12 protein-coding genes and 1 rRNA gene are annotated in these 17263 nt (G+C 70.2%); 10 read left to right on the top strand and 3 right to left on the bottom strand.

Annotated elements, in window-relative coordinates; genetic code table 11:
* Positions 1-203: ribosomal RNA gene (locus ACLJOU_RS28780) — 16S ribosomal RNA — on the bottom strand; the annotation flags it as partial.
* A gap of 456 nt (positions 204-659) precedes the next feature.
* Between ACLJOU_RS28780 and ACLJOU_RS28775 the strand changes: the two genes are divergently transcribed.
* Both ACLJOU_RS28775 and ACLJOU_RS28770 read left to right on the top strand, forming a co-directional pair.
* Positions 660-1451 (top strand): alpha/beta fold hydrolase, encoded by a 792-nt coding sequence (locus tag ACLJOU_RS28775; protein ID WP_410571552.1) that lies wholly within the window; start codon positions 660-662, stop codon positions 1449-1451.
* A complete protein-coding gene (locus tag ACLJOU_RS28770; RefSeq protein WP_410571551.1) occupies positions 1448-2206 on the top strand; it encodes an SDR family oxidoreductase in 759 nt (252 codons plus the stop codon). The genes ACLJOU_RS28775 and ACLJOU_RS28770 overlap by 4 nt, the downstream gene beginning before the upstream one ends.
* On the opposite strand, the gene ACLJOU_RS28765 is transcribed toward ACLJOU_RS28770, so the two are convergent.
* Positions 2191-3738, bottom strand: coding sequence for a transposase (locus tag ACLJOU_RS28765; protein ID WP_410571572.1), 1548 nt, complete (start codon positions 3736-3738; stop codon positions 2191-2193). The genes ACLJOU_RS28770 and ACLJOU_RS28765 overlap by 16 nt on opposite strands.
* A gap of 153 nt (positions 3739-3891) precedes the next feature.
* Between ACLJOU_RS28765 and ACLJOU_RS28760 the strand changes: the two genes are divergently transcribed.
* The 5 genes from ACLJOU_RS28760 to ACLJOU_RS28740 all read left to right on the top strand — a co-directional run bounded on the left by ACLJOU_RS28760 (position 3892) and on the right by ACLJOU_RS28740 (position 10685).
* A complete protein-coding gene (locus tag ACLJOU_RS28760; RefSeq protein ID WP_410571550.1) occupies positions 3892-6489 on the top strand; it encodes a bifunctional FO biosynthesis protein CofGH in 2598 nt (865 codons plus the stop codon).
* Positions 6490-6595: 106 nt separating this feature from the next.
* Complete coding sequence (locus tag ACLJOU_RS28755; protein ID WP_410571548.1) at positions 6596-7120, top strand: DUF4232 domain-containing protein; 525 nt, start codon at positions 6596-6598, stop codon at positions 7118-7120.
* 90 nt (positions 7121-7210) lie between these two features.
* Complete coding sequence (locus tag ACLJOU_RS28750) at positions 7211-8065, top strand: arpA protein (RefSeq protein ID WP_410571546.1); 855 nt, start codon at positions 7211-7213, stop codon at positions 8063-8065.
* 15 nt (positions 8066-8080) lie between these two features.
* Positions 8081-8869, top strand: a complete 789-nt coding sequence (locus ACLJOU_RS28745) for a class I SAM-dependent methyltransferase (RefSeq protein WP_410571544.1) — start codon at positions 8081-8083, stop codon at positions 8867-8869.
* A gap of 76 nt (positions 8870-8945) precedes the next feature.
* On the top strand, positions 8946-10685 hold the full coding sequence (locus ACLJOU_RS28740) for a choline/carnitine O-acyltransferase (RefSeq protein ID WP_410571542.1): 1740 nt from the start codon (positions 8946-8948) through the stop codon (positions 10683-10685).
* Here the strand turns inward: ACLJOU_RS28740 and ACLJOU_RS28735 are convergent, their stop codons facing one another.
* Positions 10686-11468, bottom strand: coding sequence for a class I SAM-dependent methyltransferase (locus ACLJOU_RS28735; RefSeq protein ID WP_410571540.1), 783 nt, complete (start codon positions 11466-11468; stop codon positions 10686-10688).
* Positions 11469-11666: 198 nt separating this feature from the next.
* Between ACLJOU_RS28735 and ACLJOU_RS28730 the strand changes: the two genes are divergently transcribed.
* The 3 genes from ACLJOU_RS28730 (at position 11667) to ACLJOU_RS28720 (ending at position 17218) form a co-directional block, all read left to right on the top strand.
* On the top strand, positions 11667-13907 hold the full coding sequence (locus tag ACLJOU_RS28730) for a discoidin domain-containing protein (RefSeq protein ID WP_410571538.1): 2241 nt from the start codon (positions 11667-11669) through the stop codon (positions 13905-13907).
* A 23-nt stretch (positions 13908-13930) separates the two neighbouring features.
* Positions 13931-16123, top strand: a complete 2193-nt coding sequence (locus tag ACLJOU_RS28725; protein ID WP_410571536.1) for a discoidin domain-containing protein — start codon at positions 13931-13933, stop codon at positions 16121-16123.
* Between the two features lie 87 nt (positions 16124-16210).
* Complete coding sequence (locus tag ACLJOU_RS28720; protein ID WP_410571534.1) at positions 16211-17218, top strand: LacI family DNA-binding transcriptional regulator; 1008 nt, start codon at positions 16211-16213, stop codon at positions 17216-17218.
* Positions 17219-17263 lie beyond the last annotated feature (45 nt).

Raw genomic sequence — 17263 nt, 5'->3', positions numbered from 1 at the left:
TCAACAACCCCCCATGCGAGAAGTTGTGATATCCGGTATTAGACCTCGTTTCCAAGGCTTATCCCAGAGTGCAGGGCAGATTACCCACGTGTTACTCACCCGTTCGCCACTCATCACCACCCGAAAGCGGATCAGCGTTCGACTTGCATGTGTTAAGCACGCCGCCAGCGTTCGTCCTGAGCCAGGATCAAACTCTCCAACAATGTCTTCGAATTCAATCGAGGCAATTTAATGCTCTCAAAGGAACCTCATACGAGGTTCAATACATAAGCTCTACTGGCTTAGTTCACTAGCACACTGTTGAGTTCTCAAGCAACACACCCCGAGTCGCACCGCCGTCAAGCGGCCTTACTCGAAGCGAGTTATTCCTAGCAGTTTTTGTGGGCCACCCACTCAATCGCGATCCGCGAGAGCTTGGTTCGTGTCCCTGTCGCTCGGTTTCCCTGGCGACTTGGAGAACTTTACATGCCCCGAAAGGGCCCGAAACAGGGGGGTCCCTTAACAAGATCGGCGCAGGTCAAACCCCTGACGAAGCCCGCCCGAGCCCCAGTCTGCCCCCTGCCGGCCCCGAGCGCCACCGAAAGACGACGGAAAGAATATTGCTCCGACTACATTGCACCATATTGCTCCGGACCAAAGCTCCGCCTAGCGTCGGCGGCATGAACCTCGCCTACGACGACTTCGGGAGCGGCCGCCCCGTCCTGCTGGTCCACGGCCACCCCTTCGACCGCTCGATGTGGCGGCCCCAGGCCGAGCACCTCACCCGCACCGGCTGCCGGGTCATCACCCCCGACATCCGCGGTTACGGCGACTCGCCCTCCCAAGACGAGAAGACCGGCCTCGACGTCTTCGCGCGGGACCTCATCGACCTCGCCGACCACCTGCAGCTGGCGAGCTTCGTCCTCGGCGGCCTCTCCATGGGCGGCCAGATCGTCATGCAGCTGGCGAAGGACCACCCGGACCGCGTCGAAGCCCTGCTCCTGGCCGACACCTTCGCCGGCCTGGACACCCCGGAGGCCAAACAGGCCCGTTACGACACAGCCGACCGCATCACCGAGGAGGGCATGGAGCGCTACGCCGAGGAGCTCCTCCCGAAGATGATCTCGAAGCAGACCCGCGCCACCAGCCCGGACGTGGAAGCGCACGTCCGCCGGATGATGCGCAACGCCCCCGCAGCGGGAGCCGCCGCCGCGCTACGGGGACGCGCCGAACGCCCGGACTACACCGACACCCTGAAGGACATCGAAGTCCCCACCCTGTTCGTCGTGGGCAGCGAGGACGAGTTCACCCCGGTCGGCGACGCCGAGCTCATCCACCGGGAAATCGGGAACTCGACCCTGGTGGTGATCGAGGGTGCGGGCCACCTCCCTAACCTGGAGCGCGAGACGGAGTTCAACGAGGCACTCAGCACCTTCCTGACGACGAGCAAGAGCAGCGGAGCAACCCCATGACCCAGCAGACCGTGTTCGTGACCGGCGCGAGCGCCGGCTTCGGTGACGCCATCGCGCGCCGGTTCGCCGCCGAGGGCGCCCGGGTGATCGCCGTCGCCCGCAGCGAGGACAAGCTCGAGAAGCTGGCCGGCGAGCTCGGCGACGCCGTCCTCCCGGTGAAACTCGACGTCAGCGACCCCGAGGCGGTCAAAACCACCGTCGAGAACCTCCCGGAGGGCTGGCAGGACGTCGACGTCCTGGTCAACAACGCCGGCCTGGCCAAGGGCCTCGAGCCCGCGCAGAAGGCCGACCTCGACGACTGGGACCAGATGATCGCGACCAACGTCCGCGGCCTCGCGCACGTCACGCGCGCGCTGCTGCCGGGCATGGTCGAGCGCGGCCGCGGGCACGTCATCAACATCGGCTCCATCGCCGGCACCTACCCCTACCCCGGCGGGAACGTCTACGGCGCGACCAAGGCGTTCGTCCACCAGTTCAGCCTCAACCTGCGCAGCGACCTGCACGGCACCGGCGTCCGGGTCACGAACATCGAGCCCGGCATGGTCGGCGGCACGGACTTCTCGAAGGTCCGCTTCGCCGGCGACGAGGCGAAGGCCGGCAAGGTGTACGAAGGCACGACCCCGCTGACGGCCGACGACGTCGCCGAGTCGGTGTACTGGGCCGCGAGCCAGCCGAAGCACGTGAACATCAACGTCATCGAGCTGATGCCGGTGGTCCAGAGCTTCTCGGCGCTGCAGATCTACCGCGAGAGCTGAAACAGGGAGGACAGCGCCTGCTGCTCCGGCTCCAGCGAGGTGAGCAGGCGCTTCACCCGCGGCCGCCCGCCGGTGGACGGGTACCGCAGCACCAGCTCGCCGATGCCCGCGAGCTGGTCCAGCAGCTCCCGCACCGACAGGTTCATCCCCGCCCGGTCGGCCTCGCGCCGCATCAGGTGCGTCACCGTCGCGGCGAGCACCGAGACCAGGCCGTGGGCCGCGATCCGCTGCCGGGTCCACTCCCAGCGCGGGGTCGGGCCGGTGACGGCGGGCCCGGTCAGCCAGCGGAACGTCGATTCGAGGTGGGTGCGGGCCCGGTAGGCGGTGACGACCTCGGCGACCGGCCAGTCCCGGTCGGTGACCAGCACCTGCTTGCCGAAGAACTCCTCGTCCAGCCGGGCCAGCGCGGCGGCGTCGATCCGCCGTTCCACCCGGATCTCGCCGGGCCGGTTCCCGCTCAGGACGGCGGTGAGCACGCGTTCGATGCGCCGGCCGCGGGTCACGCGGCCGATCTCGGCGTGCACCTGGGCCCGGTCGCCGCGGTGGGTGCCCGCCGCCAGGGCTTCGGCGAGGCCGTCGAGCTCGCGGGTGGCGGTGGCCAGCTCGTCGGCGAACGCGCGGGACTGCGCCGCGTGCAGCGTCGCCGAGTGGGTCAGGATCACCCGCCGCCGGACGCCGTCGACGACCGCGTGCGTGTCCAGCGCCGTCAGCCCCGCGAACCGCTCGGGGTCGACGCGCTTGCGCGCGGACGCGGGCTGGGTCAGCAGCTCCGGGTGGTCGGTCAGCGGGAGGGACCCGACGAATCCGCTGCGTGACCCCAGGTCCAGCTGGGCCGCCTGACCCGCGTGGAAGACGAGCGTCGCGGGCCCCAGCCCGGCCATGACCGAGGCGAACGTCGGCGCGGTGCCGTCGTCACGCCGGTAGAGCCGCGACGCCAGCGGGATCGCGCCGTCGCGGGTCACCCTCAGCCCGGCCCCGGCGAGCACGCCCTGGCACGCCGACGGCAGGGTGCAGTCGGCGGGGGCGAACGCGGCGAACTGCGGGACGTCGACGGCCAGCGCCGCGTGGTCGTCGAGCGTCTCCAGCACGGCGGCGGCCACGGTCTCCTCGATGCCCGCGATGCGTTCCGGGGTAAGACGTTCCAGCGCCCGCCACAGACCATCCACTGTGGACAAGCGGGGCCGGGCCAGGTCGGCGGCCGCGCTCGTTTCCCACCACGTCCCGATCGGCGTCTCGGGGGCGGTCGCGCGGTGCAGCACCGCGACGGCGAGGGTCGGTCCCAGCGACGGCTTGGCGCGCACGACGTCGTCGACGCGGGCGACGAAGTCCAGCCGGGACAGCGTCGCCCACACCGCGGCGACGTCGCCGTACGTCCGGTACGACGCCGACTCCGGCTCGCCGCCCGGGACGGCCCGCGCGATCTCGTCGGCCGTGCCGAGGTAACGCTGGGTCACCACCCGCGGCTTGCCGTCCACCCGGGCCGACTCCGCCAGGTAGTAGTACGTCCGTCCGCCGATCTTCTTGCCGACCACCGATGCCACCCTTTAGGTAATACACGGCGACGCGCTGGTCGACAACTACGAGGGCCCGTTGACCTGCGGGGACACCGCGAAGAACCGATCGGGTGAACCGGGTGCGGAACACACCCTGGCTGGTCCCGCGAGGACGGTCCTAGCGTGGGCGGAATGGGACCCGAACCCGACGCCACCACCCCGACCGCCTCCGCGATGCGCCGCGCGCTCGCCCGGGCGCGTGACGGGAAGACACTCGACGTAGCCGAAGCGAGCGTCCTGCTGCACGCCCGCGGTGACGACCTCACGAAGCTGTCCGAGTACGCCTCCCGAATCCGGGACGCGGGCCTGGCCGAGGCCGGGCGCGCCGGCGTCATCACCTACAGCCGCAAGGTGTTCATCCCGCTGACCCGCCTGTGCCGCGACCGCTGCGGCTACTGCACGTTCGTCACCGTGCCGGGCCGGCTCGAATCGCCGTTCCTGTCCCCGGACGAGGTCCTCGACATCGCCCGCAAGGGTGCCGAGATGGGCTGCAAGGAAGCCCTCTTCACCCTCGGCGACCGGCCCGAGGACCGCTGGAAGGCCGCCCGCGACTGGCTCGACGCCCACGGCTACGACGACACGCTGTCCTACGTCCGCGCGATGGCGATCCGCGTCCTCGAAGAGACCGGCCTGCTGCCCCACCTCAACCCGGGCGTGCTGACCTGGCAGGACTTCCAGCGGCTCAAGCCGGTCGCGCCGTCGATGGGCATGATGCTGGAGACCACGGCGACCCGGCTGTGGAGCGAGAAGGGCGGCCCGCACTATGGCTCGCCGGACAAGGACCCCGCGGTCCGGCTGCGCGTCCTGGAAGACGCCGGGCGCAGCAGTGTCCCGTTCACCACCGGTGTCCTGATCGGGATCGGCGAGACGTTCGAGGAGCGCGCGGACGCGCTGTTCGAGATCCGCAAGGTCGCCAGGACCTACGGCGGCATCCAGGAAGTGATCGTGCAGAACTTCCGGGCCAAGCCGGACACGAAGATGCGCGCCACGCCGGACGCCGACCTCGAAGAACTCGCCGCGAACATCGCCGTCGCGCGGCTGGTGCTCGGGCCCAAGATGCGCATCCAGGCGCCGCCGAACCTGATCGGCAACCAGTACGACCTGATGATCCGCGCCGGCATCGACGACTGGGGCGGCGTCTCCCCGCTGACCCCGGACCACGTCAATCCCGAGCGCGCTTGGCCGCAGATCGACGAGCTCGCCCGCCGCACCGAGAAGGCCGGCTTCGAGCTGAAGGAACGGCTGACGATCTACCCGGAGTACGTCAAGGCCGGCGAGCCGTGGCTGGACCCGCGGATCACCCGGCACGTCGCCGCGCTCGTCGACTACGACACGGGGATGGCCCGCGAAGGCGCGATGCCGGTCGGCATCCCGTGGCAGGAGCCGGACGGCGGCTGGCAGGAGTCCGGCCGCACGGACCTGCACACCGAGATCGACACGAGCGGCCGCACCGAAGACCGGCGCAGCGACTTCGACTCCGTCTACGGGGACTGGAAGGAGATCGGCGACCGGATCAAGACCGGGCCCGCCAAGTTCGACACGGACATCCTGGAAGCGTTGCGCAGCGCGGAAAAGGACCCCGCCGGCCTGTCCGACGACGCCGCGTTGGCCCTCCTGCACGCCGACGGCAAGGAGCTCGACGCGTTCACCCGGATCGCCGACGACCTGCGGTGCGAGACGGTCGGCGACGACATCACCTTCGTCGTCACGCGGAACATCAACTTCACCAACGTCTGCTACACGGGTTGCCGCTTCTGCGCCTTCGCACAGCGTCGCACCGACGCTGACGCGTACACGCTCTCGCTCGAGCAGGTCGGCGACCGCGTCGACGAGGCGTGGGCCGCGGGCGCGACCGAGATCTGCATGCAGGGCGGCATCCACCCCGACCTGCCGGGCACCGCGTACTTCGACCTCGCGGCCGAGGTCAAGCGCCGTCAGCCGGAGATCCACCTGCACTCCTACAGCCCGATGGAGGTCGTGAACGGCGCTTCGCGGACGAACCTGTCGCTTCGCGATTGGCTCATCAAGGCGAAAGAGGCCGGTGTGGACTCCCTGCCGGGCACCGCGGCGGAGATCCTCGACGACGACGTCCGCTGGGTCCTCACCAAGGGCAAGCTGCCGACGTCGGAGTGGATCAAGGTCGTCACGACCGCGCACGAGGTCGGGCTGCCGACGACGTCCACGATGATGTACGGCCACGTCGACACCCCGGCGCACTGGGTCGCGCACCTGAAGCTGCTGGCGCGCCTGCAGCGCGAAGGCCTCGAGAAGCACGGCCGCCGCGGGTTCACCGAGTTCGTGCTGCTGCCGTTCATCCACCAGAGCGCCCCGATCTACCTGGCCGGCCTCGCCCGCCCGGGCACGACGCTGCGCGAGAACCGCGCGGTGCACGCGCTGGCCCGGCTGCTGCTGCACGGCATGATCGACAACATCCAGAGCTCCTGGGTGAAGCTCGGCGAAGAGGGCAGCCGCGCGGTGCTGCAGGGCGGGGTCAACGACATCGGCGGCACGCTGATGGAGGAGACGATCAGCCGGATGGCGGGGGCGTCCAACGGGTCGTACAAGACGATCAGCGACATGCGGGCGATGGTGGAGCCGCTGGGCCGCCCGCTGGTCCAGCGGACGACGGGCTACGGCAGGCCGAGCGCCGAGCGGATCGCCGCGGCGGAGGCGTCGGACGGCGTCGCGACCGCCGTGCGCAAGCCGCTCCTGCCGCTGCTGACGCCGTGAAAGGCGGTTCGGGGGTTCCGGGTGGCGGAGCCCCCGGCCCGGGGCGACGCCCCGGTTGACCCAGTCGGGCGGGCGCCTTCCGAGGCGCCCGCTACCCTTCCGCCGCATGGGGGTTTTCCGCGTCGCACCACTTTTCGTCGTAGCTCTTCTCGCGGGTTGCGCTACTCCGCCGCCACCACCGACGCCGACGGCCGCACCGAGCCCGACGTACGCGCCGCCGCCCTCGACCGGCCTGTCGCTTTCGGTCGGTCAGGTCGAAGCCGGACTCGGTCACCGGGCCAGCGTGCTGACGCTGACCAACCGGGACACCGTGCCGCGCAAGGTCACCGGCTACCCGGACGTGAAGATCCTGGCCGGCGACGGCACTCCGCTCGACGTCGAAGTCCGCCATGAGACGTCCTATTTCGCGCCCGATCCGGGCCCGCAGGACCTGACGCTCCAGCCGGGCGAGAAGGCGTTGTCGGTGCTCGCTTGGTCGGCCACCGTCACCAGCGGTGACAAGCACACCGGCGCCGCGGTTTCGGTGGTCCCGATCCCGGGCGAGCCCGCGCAGGAGCAGCCGCTGGAGACCGACCTGGGCACCACCGACACCGTCGAGCTCAGCGCGTGGGCCAGCAGAATCGGGAATTGACGACCGTGTGTCACCGCTCACAAACCCCCGGTTGACCAGCGGGCTCCTGTGCTACCTCTGTTCCTTCACCCGCCGGAAGGGACCTCGACGATGAGCACCTCCGTAGCGCCACTGGAAATGGTCGACACCGACCGCTACCCGCTCACCGCACCGGACAGCCCTGCCTGGCGCGAGACGGTCGGGCGCACCCGCGCCGAGCTCGCCGACGTCGGCTGCAGCGTCCTCGCCGACTTCATCCGCCCCGGGCTCCACGACGTCCTCCGCGAAGAGTGCGCCGCGCTCGAACCGCACGCGTACACCAAGGTCGAGCAGGTCAACGCCTACAACACCGCCGTCGACGAGCCGCTGCCCGACGGCCACCCCGGCCGGACGATCATGGAACGCGGCAACGCCTTCGTCGCCCGCGACCGCATCCCGGCGTCATCGATCATCAGCCGGCTCTACACGAGCCCGGTGTTCCGCCGGTTCGTCGCGGACTGCTTCGGGCGGCCGGAACTGCACGAACTCGCCGACCCCCTGTCCGGGCTGACGCTCAACGTGATCGCGCCCGGGCGCGCGCACCCGTGGCACTTCGACACCAACACCCACACCGTCAGCATGCTGACCCAGGCCGCCGAGGAAGGCGGCACCTTCGAGTACTGCCCGGGCATCCGGTCGGCCGAGGACGAGAACTTCGACGGCGTCCGCGCGGTCCTGGCCGGCGACACCCGGCCGGTCCGGCGCCTGGACGTGCGGCCCGGCGATCTGCAGCTGTTCAAGGGACGCTTCGCGCTGCACCGGGTCAGTACCGTGGCGGGCCCGGTCGCGCGGCATTCCGCGATCTTCGCCTACAGCGAGCGCCCGGGGGTCATCGGCAGCGCGGAGCGGACCCGCCAGCTGTTCGGCCGCGTCCTGCCCGCCCACCTCGCGGAGCGCACCGCCCGCGGCGACGAGCTGCTCGACTGATCAGGAGCCTGGCCCATGCCGTTCGACTCCACCGGAAAGATTTCGTTCGACCACATCTACACCGCACCCGACCCGCGGCCGTTCTTCGGCACGCTCGAGCGCGTCGGCTACCACATCCCGCAGCTGGCGAAGCCGTACTTCGCGAAGCTGGTCGCGGCGCACCCCGCCGAGCGCCCGACCGTGCTCGACGTCGGCTGCTCGTACGGCGTCAACGCGGCCCTGCAGCGCTGCGAAGCGACGATGGACGACCTCTACGCCCACTACACGGCCCCGGCCGTGCGCGCCCTGGACCACGCGGCGCTGGTCGAGGCCGACCGCAAGCGCGTCCACCCGGGCGGACCGCGGTTCTACGGCCTGGACAGCTCGGCCCCGGCGCTGGAGTACGCGCTTTCCGCCGGTTTCCTCGACGAGGCGATCCACGCCGACCTCGAGCGCGACGACCCCGACAGCACCCAGCAGAAGCTCCTGGACGACGTGGACCTCGTCATCTCGACCGGTTGCGTCGGGTACGTCACCGAGAAGACGCTGTCCCGGGTCGCCCGCGGCTCGCGGCCGTGGATGGCGCACTTCGTGCTGCGGATGTTCTCCTACGAACCGATCGCCGAGAGCCTGGCCGAACTGGGCTACGAGACCGTGCGCGCCGGCGGGGTCTTCCGGCAGCGGCAGTTCGCCTCCGCCGAGGAGCAGACGCAGATCCTGGACACGCTGAGCGCGGCCGGCGTCGACCCGGCCGGGCTGGAGTCCGACGGGTGGCTCTACGCGCGGCTGTATGTTTCCCGTCCTGAAGGCTCGGCCACGCTGTGACATCCGGGGTTTCGCCCCGAGCCGGGGGCTCCGCCACCCGGACCCCGAAAGACTTCGAACTCCCCGACGGAGAAGGATGATCGTGAGCAGTCCGGAATGGTCCACCCGCACGTTCGGCAACGAGGACCGGCTCCCCCGCGTCCCCCTCCCCACGCTGGCGGACAGCGGCCGCCGGTTCCTCGAGTGGTGCGCCCCGCTGCTGACGCCGGCCGAGCTGGCGGAGACCGAAGCGGCGGTCGCGGAGTTCCTCGCGGGCCCCGGGCCGGAACTGCAGGCGCGGCTCGAGGAGTACGACCGCTCGCCCGGTGTGCGCAGCTGGCTCGACACGTTCTGGCCGTACCGCTACCTCGGCCGCCGCGACCGGATCGCGCTCAACGCCAACTTCTTCTTCCTGTTCTCCGAGTCCCCGCTCGGTCAGGTGGAGCGCGCGGCCGAGCTGACCGCGGCCGCCGTGGACTACAAGCTGAAGCTCGACGACGAACTCGTGCCGCCCGTGCTCCTGCGCGGCACGCCGCAGTCGATGGTGCAGCACAAGTTCCTGTTCTCGGCGACGCGCATCCCGGGCGAGGTGCTCGACACCGCGCGCACGCAGTTCCCTTCACCCGAGCGGCACATCGTGGTGTTCCTGAAGGGCACGCCGTTCCGGCTGGACGTCCTCGCCGAAGACGGCCGCCCGTATTCGGCGGCCCAGCTGGCGGAGGCGCTGCGGGCGATCCTCAAGGACGAGCACCGCACCGACGTCCCGGCCGGCCACTTCACGACGAAGGCCCGCGCCGAGTGGGCGGCTTCGCGAGCCGCGCTCCTCGAAGCCGGGAACGCCGACGCGCTCGAAGCCATCGAGACCGCGTTGTTCTGCCTGTGCCTGGACGACTTCACGCCGTCGAACGCCTTGGAGGCGGGTGAACGGCTGCTGTACGGCGACAACCGCTGGTACGACAAGGCCGTGTCGCTCATCGTGTTCGAGGACGGTACCGCGGGGATCAACGTCGAGCACTGCGAACTCGACGGCACCACGATCCTCGGCTTCACCGACGCCCTGCTGAGCGGCTCGCGCGAGCCGCGGGAGGCGGCCGACGGCGTGCCGGGCTTCGAGACGATCGAGTTCACGCTGACCGACGAACTCCGCGAGGACGCTCTCGCCGCCGGAGCCGCGTACCGGGCGTACGGGGAGGCGACCGCGACGCAGACGGTGTCGTTCGACTTCGGCGCGAACCGGGCGAAGGAGCTCGGGATGTCCCCGGACGCCTTCGCGCAGATGGCGTACCAGCTGGCCCACCGCCGCGCGAAGGGCCTGACCGGCGCAACGTACGAGTCGATCGCCACCCGGCAGTTCCGGAACGGCCGGACCGAGGCCATGCGGGTCGTCACGCCCGAGGTCGTGCGGTTCGCCGACGTCATGACTTCGCCGAGCGCCTCCGCGGACGAGAAGCGCGAAGCGTTCCGCGCGGCCGCCGCCAAGCACGTGGCACGGGCCAAGGAGTGCCAGGCCGGGGACGCGCCCGAGCAGCACCTGTGGGAGCTGCAGCTGATCGGGAAACGCCGTGGCGACACTTCGGAGCCGGCGCTGTACTCCGCACCGGGCTGGCTGAAGATGCGCGACGACTACCTCAGCACCAGCTCGGCGCCGTCGGTGAACATCCGGTACTTCGGGTTCGGCTCGACCAGCCCGCAGTGCATCGGCATCGCGTACGTGCTGTTGCCGGACCGCTGGAACATCTACCTGAGCACGCCGAAGCACGTCTCGGCGGAGATGTACCGCTTCGCCGACGAACTCGCTGTCGCGGTACAGGAGCTGCAGGAGCTGCTGGCCGGGTAGTCACGCCGTGGGGGTCGAAACCACCAACACCAGGGAGCCGTCGAAGGTCGGCTGGTCGCGGAGCCTGCCGTAGCGGCGTTCCCACGTCCCGTCGTCGAGGTCGTGCTGGAGTTCCGCGGCGAAGCGGTGGTGCACGCGGTCGTCGACGAAGCTCCACGCCGAGCACGACAGCCGCGCGCCCGGGTCCAGCAGGCGTTCGGGGCGGGCGTAGTAGGCCTCGTTGAAGCCGTCGGTGCAGTCGATCGGGATGGGCACGCCGATCACCTCGGTGTGGCCGCCGAGGCCGTCGGCGATGTCGTCGACCGACGGGTAGCGCCGGGCCTCGGTCTCGATCACTTCGGGCGCGTAGTCGAGCAGCCAGAAGCGGCGCAGCCGGTCCGGGTCGCACGTCAGGATGGCGATCGGGCCGCGGGTGACGCGGCGCATCTCCTCCAGGCCGGTCCAGAGGTCGTTCCACTGGTGGACGCTGAACGTGCTCATCGCGCCCTCGAACGCCCGGTCGCCGAACGGCAGCTTCTCGGCCACGGCGTCGACGGCGGGCGGCAGGCCCGCCGGACGCTGCGCCCGCATCGACGCCGACGGCTCGACCGCGGTCACTTCGCGGTCTTCGGGTTCGTACGCGCCCGCCCCCGCGCCGACGTTCAGCACGGTCCGTGCGTCACCCAGTGCGTCGAGGATGTACTGCCCGATGCGGGGATCCGGCTTGCGGTAGTCGGTGTAGACCCCGCCGATCGCGCCGTAGTCGGCGTCCCCGGCGCTGCCGTCCGCGCGTCGCTGGCTCATCCCTGGAAAATATCAGCGCGGGCCGCCGGCCGAGGCGTTGCTCCGCCGGGCGTAAGCGAACGCCGGGCATCCGGGCCAGTCGTCAATTCCTGTCGCAAACTTGCGTAAGTTCGTCCAAGTATTGCGATTTCCTGTCCGTGATTCGTATGATCCGGATCACAGAGGTCCCCACCTGCTGCGGAAAGGCCAGTGCCGTCCATGTCTCCCAGCTCTGTGTTCAGCGCGCCCAAATTCCGTTATGGCGCCCTCGCCGCGGCGGTGATCGTCGCCGCGGGCGCCACCATCGCCGCGGCGCCGGCCCACGCCCTCGCCGCGGCCCGCGGCGCGTCCGTGCCCTTCCTCGAACAGGAAGCCGAAAACGCCGCGACGAACGGTTCGGTCATCGGCCCGAACCGCGCCGCGGGCACCCTCGCCGGTGAAGCCTCCGGCCGGAAGGCGGTGACGCTGTCCGGCCAAGGCCAGTACGTCGAGTTCACGCTCACCGCGCCGGCGAACTCGATCGACTTCCGGTACAGCCTCCCCGATTCCGTCAACGGCACGATTTCCCTGTACGTCGGCGGTGCGCACAACCGGGACATCGCCCTGACGTCGAAGTGGGCCTGGTACTACGGCTCGTACCCGTTCACCAACAACCCGGGTGACGGGCACGCGCACCACTTCTACGACGAGACCCGCGCCCTGCTCGGCACGTCGTACCCGGCGGGCACGAAGATCAAGCTGCAGGTCGACGCGGGCGACGTCACGCCGGTCACCGTCGACCTCGCCGACTTCGAGCAGGTCGGCGCGGCTGCCGCGCGGCCCGCGAACTCGGTGTCCGTCACCGACTACGGCGCCACCGCGAACGACACGACCGACGACGCGGGCGCGTTCGACGCCGCCGTGGCCGCGGCCCGCGGTCAAGGCAAGGAGGTCTGGATCCCGTCCGGCACCTTCACCCTCGGCCACCACATCACCGTCGACCAGGTGACGATCCGCGGCGCCGGGCCCTGGTACTCGGTGCTGACCGGACTGCGCGCCGGGATCTTCGGCAAGGGCGAACCGGAAAGCTGCGGGACGCCGGCGTACCCCGGCAACCCGGCCGTGCCCGGCACCAGCAGCGCGGTCAAGCTGTACGACTTCGCGATCATCGGCCAGGTCGACGCCCGCGTCGACTGCGACCAGTCCAACGCCGTCGGCGGCGCGCTCGGCGGCGGCTCGGTCGTGCAGAACCTGTGGCTCCAGCACACGAAGGTCGGGCTGTGGCTCGACGGGCCGTTCGACGGGCTCACCGTGTCCGGCAACCGGATCCTCGACCAGACCGCCGACGGGCTGAACCTGCACCAGGGCATCAGCAACGTCACGGTGACGAACAACTTCCTGCGCAACACCGGCGACGACGGCCTGGCCATGTGGTCCGAGCACGAAGCCGACCACCACAACACGTTCTCCTTCAACACCGTGCTGCTGCCGATCCTCGCCAACAACATCGCCGTCTACGGCGGGCACGACAACACCGTGTCCGACAACGTCGTGGCCGACAACCAGGACCAGGGCGGCGGCCTGCACATCGCGAACCGGTTCAGCGCGGTGCCGCTGTCGGGCACCACGACGGTCGCGCGCAACACCGCGATCCGCACCGGCGTGCTCGACTCGAACTGGCAGTTCGGCGTCGGCGCCCTGTGGTTCGACGGCCGCGACTCGGCCATCACCGGCCGGATCGACGTCACGGACAACGACCTGGTGGACAACAACTACGAGGCGATCCAGTTCATCGACGGCGCCACCACGGACGTGCACTTCGACGGCGTCCGGATCACCGGCGCCGGCACGTTCGCCTGGCAGCTGCAGTCGAAGCCGTCGGGGTCGGTGAAGAACGTCGTCGCGACCGGCGTCGGCCGCGCCGGCGTCTACAACTGCATGGGCCCGGACGCCATGGCCGGGCTCGCCGACCAGGGCGGCAACTCCGGCTGGACGACGACGTACTGCGGCTCGTGGCCGTCGCCGGTCTACGGCTCCGACAACGGCGGCACGACGACCACCCCGCCGACCACCACGCCGACCCAGCCGTCCGGGAACCTGGCGCTGCACAAGAGCATCAGCGCGTCCGGCTCCCAGGGTGGCTTCCCGCCGGGCAACGCCGTCGACGGCGACGCGAACTCCTACTGGGAGAGCGCGAACAACGCGTTCCCGCAGTCGCTGACCGTCGACTTCGGCAGCACGGTCACCGTCTCGCGGCTGGTGCTGAAACTGCCGCCGTCCTCGGCGTGGGGCACCCGCACCGAGACGATCTCGGTCGACGGCGTCAAGGCCGCGGCCGGCTACACCTTCAACCCGGCGTCCGGCAACACCGCGACCGTCACGTTCCCGGCGACGTCGGCGCGCACCCTGCGGCTCACCTTCACCGGCAACACCGGCTGGCCCGCCGGGCAGCTGTCCGAACTCGAAGCCTATTCCTCCTGATCCCCGCGAGAAAGGTGACGATGATGTCCCCCACTCCCCGGCGTCGCGCGGCCCTGCTGGCCGCCGCGCTCGCCGCCTCCGGCTTCACCGTGCTGGCCGGCGCGACCCCGGCCGCCGCGGCCACCTGCCCCACCACGGCGTCCGGCGGGGCGAGCGTGCCGTTCCGGACCGTCGAGGCCGAGTGCTCGGCCACGAACGGCTCGGCCGTCGGCCCCGACTACACCCAGGCGTCGATCGCCTCCGAGGCCTCCGGTCGCCAGGCCGTGCGGATCACGACCGGCCAGTACGTCGAGTTCACGCTGCCCGCGGCGGCGAACTCGATCAACGTCCACTACAACCTGCCGGACGGGTCTTCGGGCCGCCTTTCGGTGTACGTCAACGGGACCAAGCTCGGCAGCGGGCTGTCGGTGACGTCGCGGTATTCCTATGTGGACACCAGCTGGATCCCCGGCGCGAAGACCCACCACTTCTTCGACGACGCCCGGCTGTTGTTCGGCCAGAACGCGGCCGCCGGGGCGAAGGTGCGGGTGGCCGCCGACTCCGGTGACGTCGGCCAGGCGACCATCGACCTGGCCGACTTCGAGCAGGTCGGCGGGGCGGGCACGAAACCGGCGAACGCGCTGTCGGTGACCGACTACGGTGCCACCGCGAACGACTCGTCGGACGACTCGCAGGCGTTCCGCAACGCGCTGTCGGCGGCGCGTTCGCAGGGCCGCGAGGTGTGGGTGCCGCAGGGCCGGTTCGAGATCTCCTCGGCCCTGCAGATCGACCAGACGACCGTCCGCGGCGCGGGCCAGTGGTACACCGTGCTGCACGGCAACAACATCTTCAACAACGGCAGCGCGTCCGGGAACATCAAGCTGTACGACTTCGCGGTGTTCGGCGACGTCACCGAACGCAACGACGGTAGCCCGGACAACGCGTTCCACGGCGTCCTCGGCAACGGCTCGGTCGTGTCCGGCCTGTGGATCCAGGACACGAAGTGCGGGCTGTGGCTGATGAACGGCGCGTCGTCGAACCTCACCATCGAGAACAACCGCATCCTCGACACCCAGGCCGACGGCGTCAACTTCGACGGCGCGGTCACGAACTCGACACTGCGCAACAACTACCTGCGCAACAACGGCGACGACGGGCTCGCGCTGTGGTCCAACGGCCAGGCCGACTCCGGCAACTCGCTGGTCAACAACACGGTCGTGCAGCCGAACCTGGCCAACGGCATCGCGCTGTACGGCGGCTCGAACAACACGGTGAGCGGCAACCTCGTCCAGGACACCAACGCCCTCGGCGGCGGCTACCTGGTGGCGAACCGGTTCAACTCGGTGCCCCTGTCCGGCACGGTGACGCTCTCGAACAACACCGCGCTGCGGGCCGGGGCACTCGACCCGAACTGGCAGTTCGGCGTCGGCGCGCTGTGGTTCGACGCGCGTGACCAGGCGATCACCGGCGTGACGATCCGGGTCACCGGGTTCACCGCCATCCAGAGCCCGTACGAGGCCATCCAGTTCATCGACGGCAACGGCGCGGGCAAGCCGATCCAGGGCATCACGATCGACGGCGTCTCGGTGCAGGGCGTCGGCACGTTCGTGGCGCAGTCCCAGACGCAGGGTGCGGTGTCGATCAGCAACCTGACGGCATCCGGCGTCGGCGTGACGGGGACGTACAACTGCCCCTACCCGACGTCGATCCCCCGCATGACGTTCAGCGGGTCGGGCAACAGCGGCTGGACCGGCACCTGGAGCGACTGCTCGACCTGGCCCGCACCGAACTCCGGGCCGCCGCAGCCATCCCAGCCGGGCACCAACCTCGCCCGTGGAAAGGCGATCACGGCGTCCGGGTCCCAGGGCGGCTTCCCGCCGTCGAACGCCAACGACGGTGACGCGAACTCCTACTGGGAAAGCGCGAACAACGCCTTCCCGCAGACGCTGACGGTGGACCTGGGCGCGGCGGCGTCGATCAACAAGGTGACGCTGAAGCTGCCGCCGTCCTCGGCGTGGGGCACGCGCACCCAGACGGTGACGATCTCCGCCAGCCCCGACGGCGGCTCGTACACGACGCTGGTCGGTTCGCGCGGTTACACGTTCGACCCGGCGTCGGGCAACACGGCGTCGGTCTCGTTCACGGCGACGTCCCAGCGTTTCGTGCGGCTGACGTTCACCGGCAACACCGGCTGGCCGGCCGGACAGGTGTCCGAGTTCGAAGTGGCGGCTTCGTAACCTCGGCTCCCGGCAAGCCCGTACCGGTCACGGTGACCGGTACGGGCTTGTCATGCTTTTGCACCCAGTTGCTGTAAAGTTTCAGCCATGACGCGTCGTCTTGCCGAAGTCGCCCGCCAGGTCGGGGTCAGCGAAGCCACGGTCAGCCGGGTGCTCAACGGCCGGTCCGGGGTGTCCGCCAGCACCCGCGCCGCCGTGCTCACCGCGCTGGACGTGATGGGGTACGAGCGGCCCACCCAGCTGCGGGGCGAGCGCGCCCGCCTGGTCGGGCTGGTGCTGCCGGAGCTGCAGAACCCGATCTTCCCGGCGCTGGCCGAGATCATGGGCAACGCCCTCGCCCAGCAGGGGTTCACGCCGGTGCTCTGCACGCGGACCGCGGGCGGGGTGTCCGAGGCGGAGTACGTCGAGCTGCTCCTGCAGCAGCAGGTGTCGGGCGTGGTGTTCGCGGGCGGGCTGTACGCGCAGGCGGACGCGGTCCACTCGCACTACCACCACCTCGTCGAGCGCCGGCTGCCGACGGTCCTGATCAACGCGGCGGTCGACCACCTCGGGCTCCCCCAGGTGTCGTGCGACGACGCGGTGGCGGTCGAGCAGGTCGTCGGGCACCTCAGCTCGCTCGGGCACGAGAAGATCGGGCTGGTCCTCGGCCCGTCGGACCACGTGCCGTCCCAGCGGAAGCTCGAGGCGTTCCGCTCCTACGCGGCGAAGCTGGGCCTGCCGGTGCTGGACGAACTGGTCGAGCACGGCATGTTTTCGATCGAGGGCGGCCACGCGGCGGCGGCCCGCCTGTACCCCCGCGGCGCGACGGCGGTGCTGTGCGCGAGCGACCTGCTGGCCCTGGGCGCGGTCCGCGCGGCCCGGCGGCAGGGCCTGTCGGTGCCGGAGGACATTTCGGTGGTCGGCTACGACGACTCGGCGCTGATGAACTGCACGGACCCGCCGCTGACGACGACCCGCCAGCCGATCGAGGCGATGGGTCGTGCCGTGGTGGAGCTGCTGGTGAAGCGGATCAACGGCGGGGAGGTGGCGGCGGAGGAGCTGCTGTTCGCCCCGGAGCTGGTGGTTCGGGGGTCCACGGCGCGCCGGATGGCTTGAGTTCTGTCTTGTGGGGTCGGGTCGGCCCTTTTGCGCTCTCGGTGA

Source organism: Amycolatopsis sp. cmx-4-61 (assembly GCF_046548775.1).
In the GTDB taxonomy this organism is placed as follows: Bacteria; Actinomycetota; Actinomycetes; order Mycobacteriales; family Pseudonocardiaceae; genus Amycolatopsis.
This window is presented reverse-complemented; position numbering and strand designations above follow the sequence as displayed.

Bases quoted from the DNA above. Each gene is read 5' to 3' on its own strand.
- ACLJOU_RS28775 (WP_410571552.1), top strand. From the start codon at position 660: ATGAACCTCGCCTACGACGACTTCGGGAGCGGCCGCCCCGTCCTGCTG.
- ACLJOU_RS28770 (WP_410571551.1), top strand. From the start codon at position 1,448: ATGACCCAGCAGACCGTGTTCGTGACCGGCGCGAGCGCCGGCTTCGGT.
- ACLJOU_RS28760 (WP_410571550.1), top strand. From the start codon at position 3,892: ATGGGACCCGAACCCGACGCCACCACCCCGACCGCCTCCGCGATGCGC.
- ACLJOU_RS28755 (WP_410571548.1), top strand. From the start codon at position 6,596: ATGGGGGTTTTCCGCGTCGCACCACTTTTCGTCGTAGCTCTTCTCGCG.
- ACLJOU_RS28750 (WP_410571546.1), top strand. From the start codon at position 7,211: ATGAGCACCTCCGTAGCGCCACTGGAAATGGTCGACACCGACCGCTAC.
- ACLJOU_RS28745 (WP_410571544.1), top strand. From the start codon at position 8,081: ATGCCGTTCGACTCCACCGGAAAGATTTCGTTCGACCACATCTACACC.
- ACLJOU_RS28740 (WP_410571542.1), top strand. From the start codon at position 8,946: ATGATCGTGAGCAGTCCGGAATGGTCCACCCGCACGTTCGGCAACGAG.
- ACLJOU_RS28735 (WP_410571540.1), bottom strand. From the start codon at position 11,468: ATGAGCCAGCGACGCGCGGACGGCAGCGCCGGGGACGCCGACTACGGC.
- ACLJOU_RS28730 (WP_410571538.1), top strand. From the start codon at position 11,667: ATGTCTCCCAGCTCTGTGTTCAGCGCGCCCAAATTCCGTTATGGCGCC.
- ACLJOU_RS28725 (WP_410571536.1), top strand. From the start codon at position 13,931: ATGTCCCCCACTCCCCGGCGTCGCGCGGCCCTGCTGGCCGCCGCGCTC.
- ACLJOU_RS28720 (WP_410571534.1), top strand. From the start codon at position 16,211: ATGACGCGTCGTCTTGCCGAAGTCGCCCGCCAGGTCGGGGTCAGCGAA.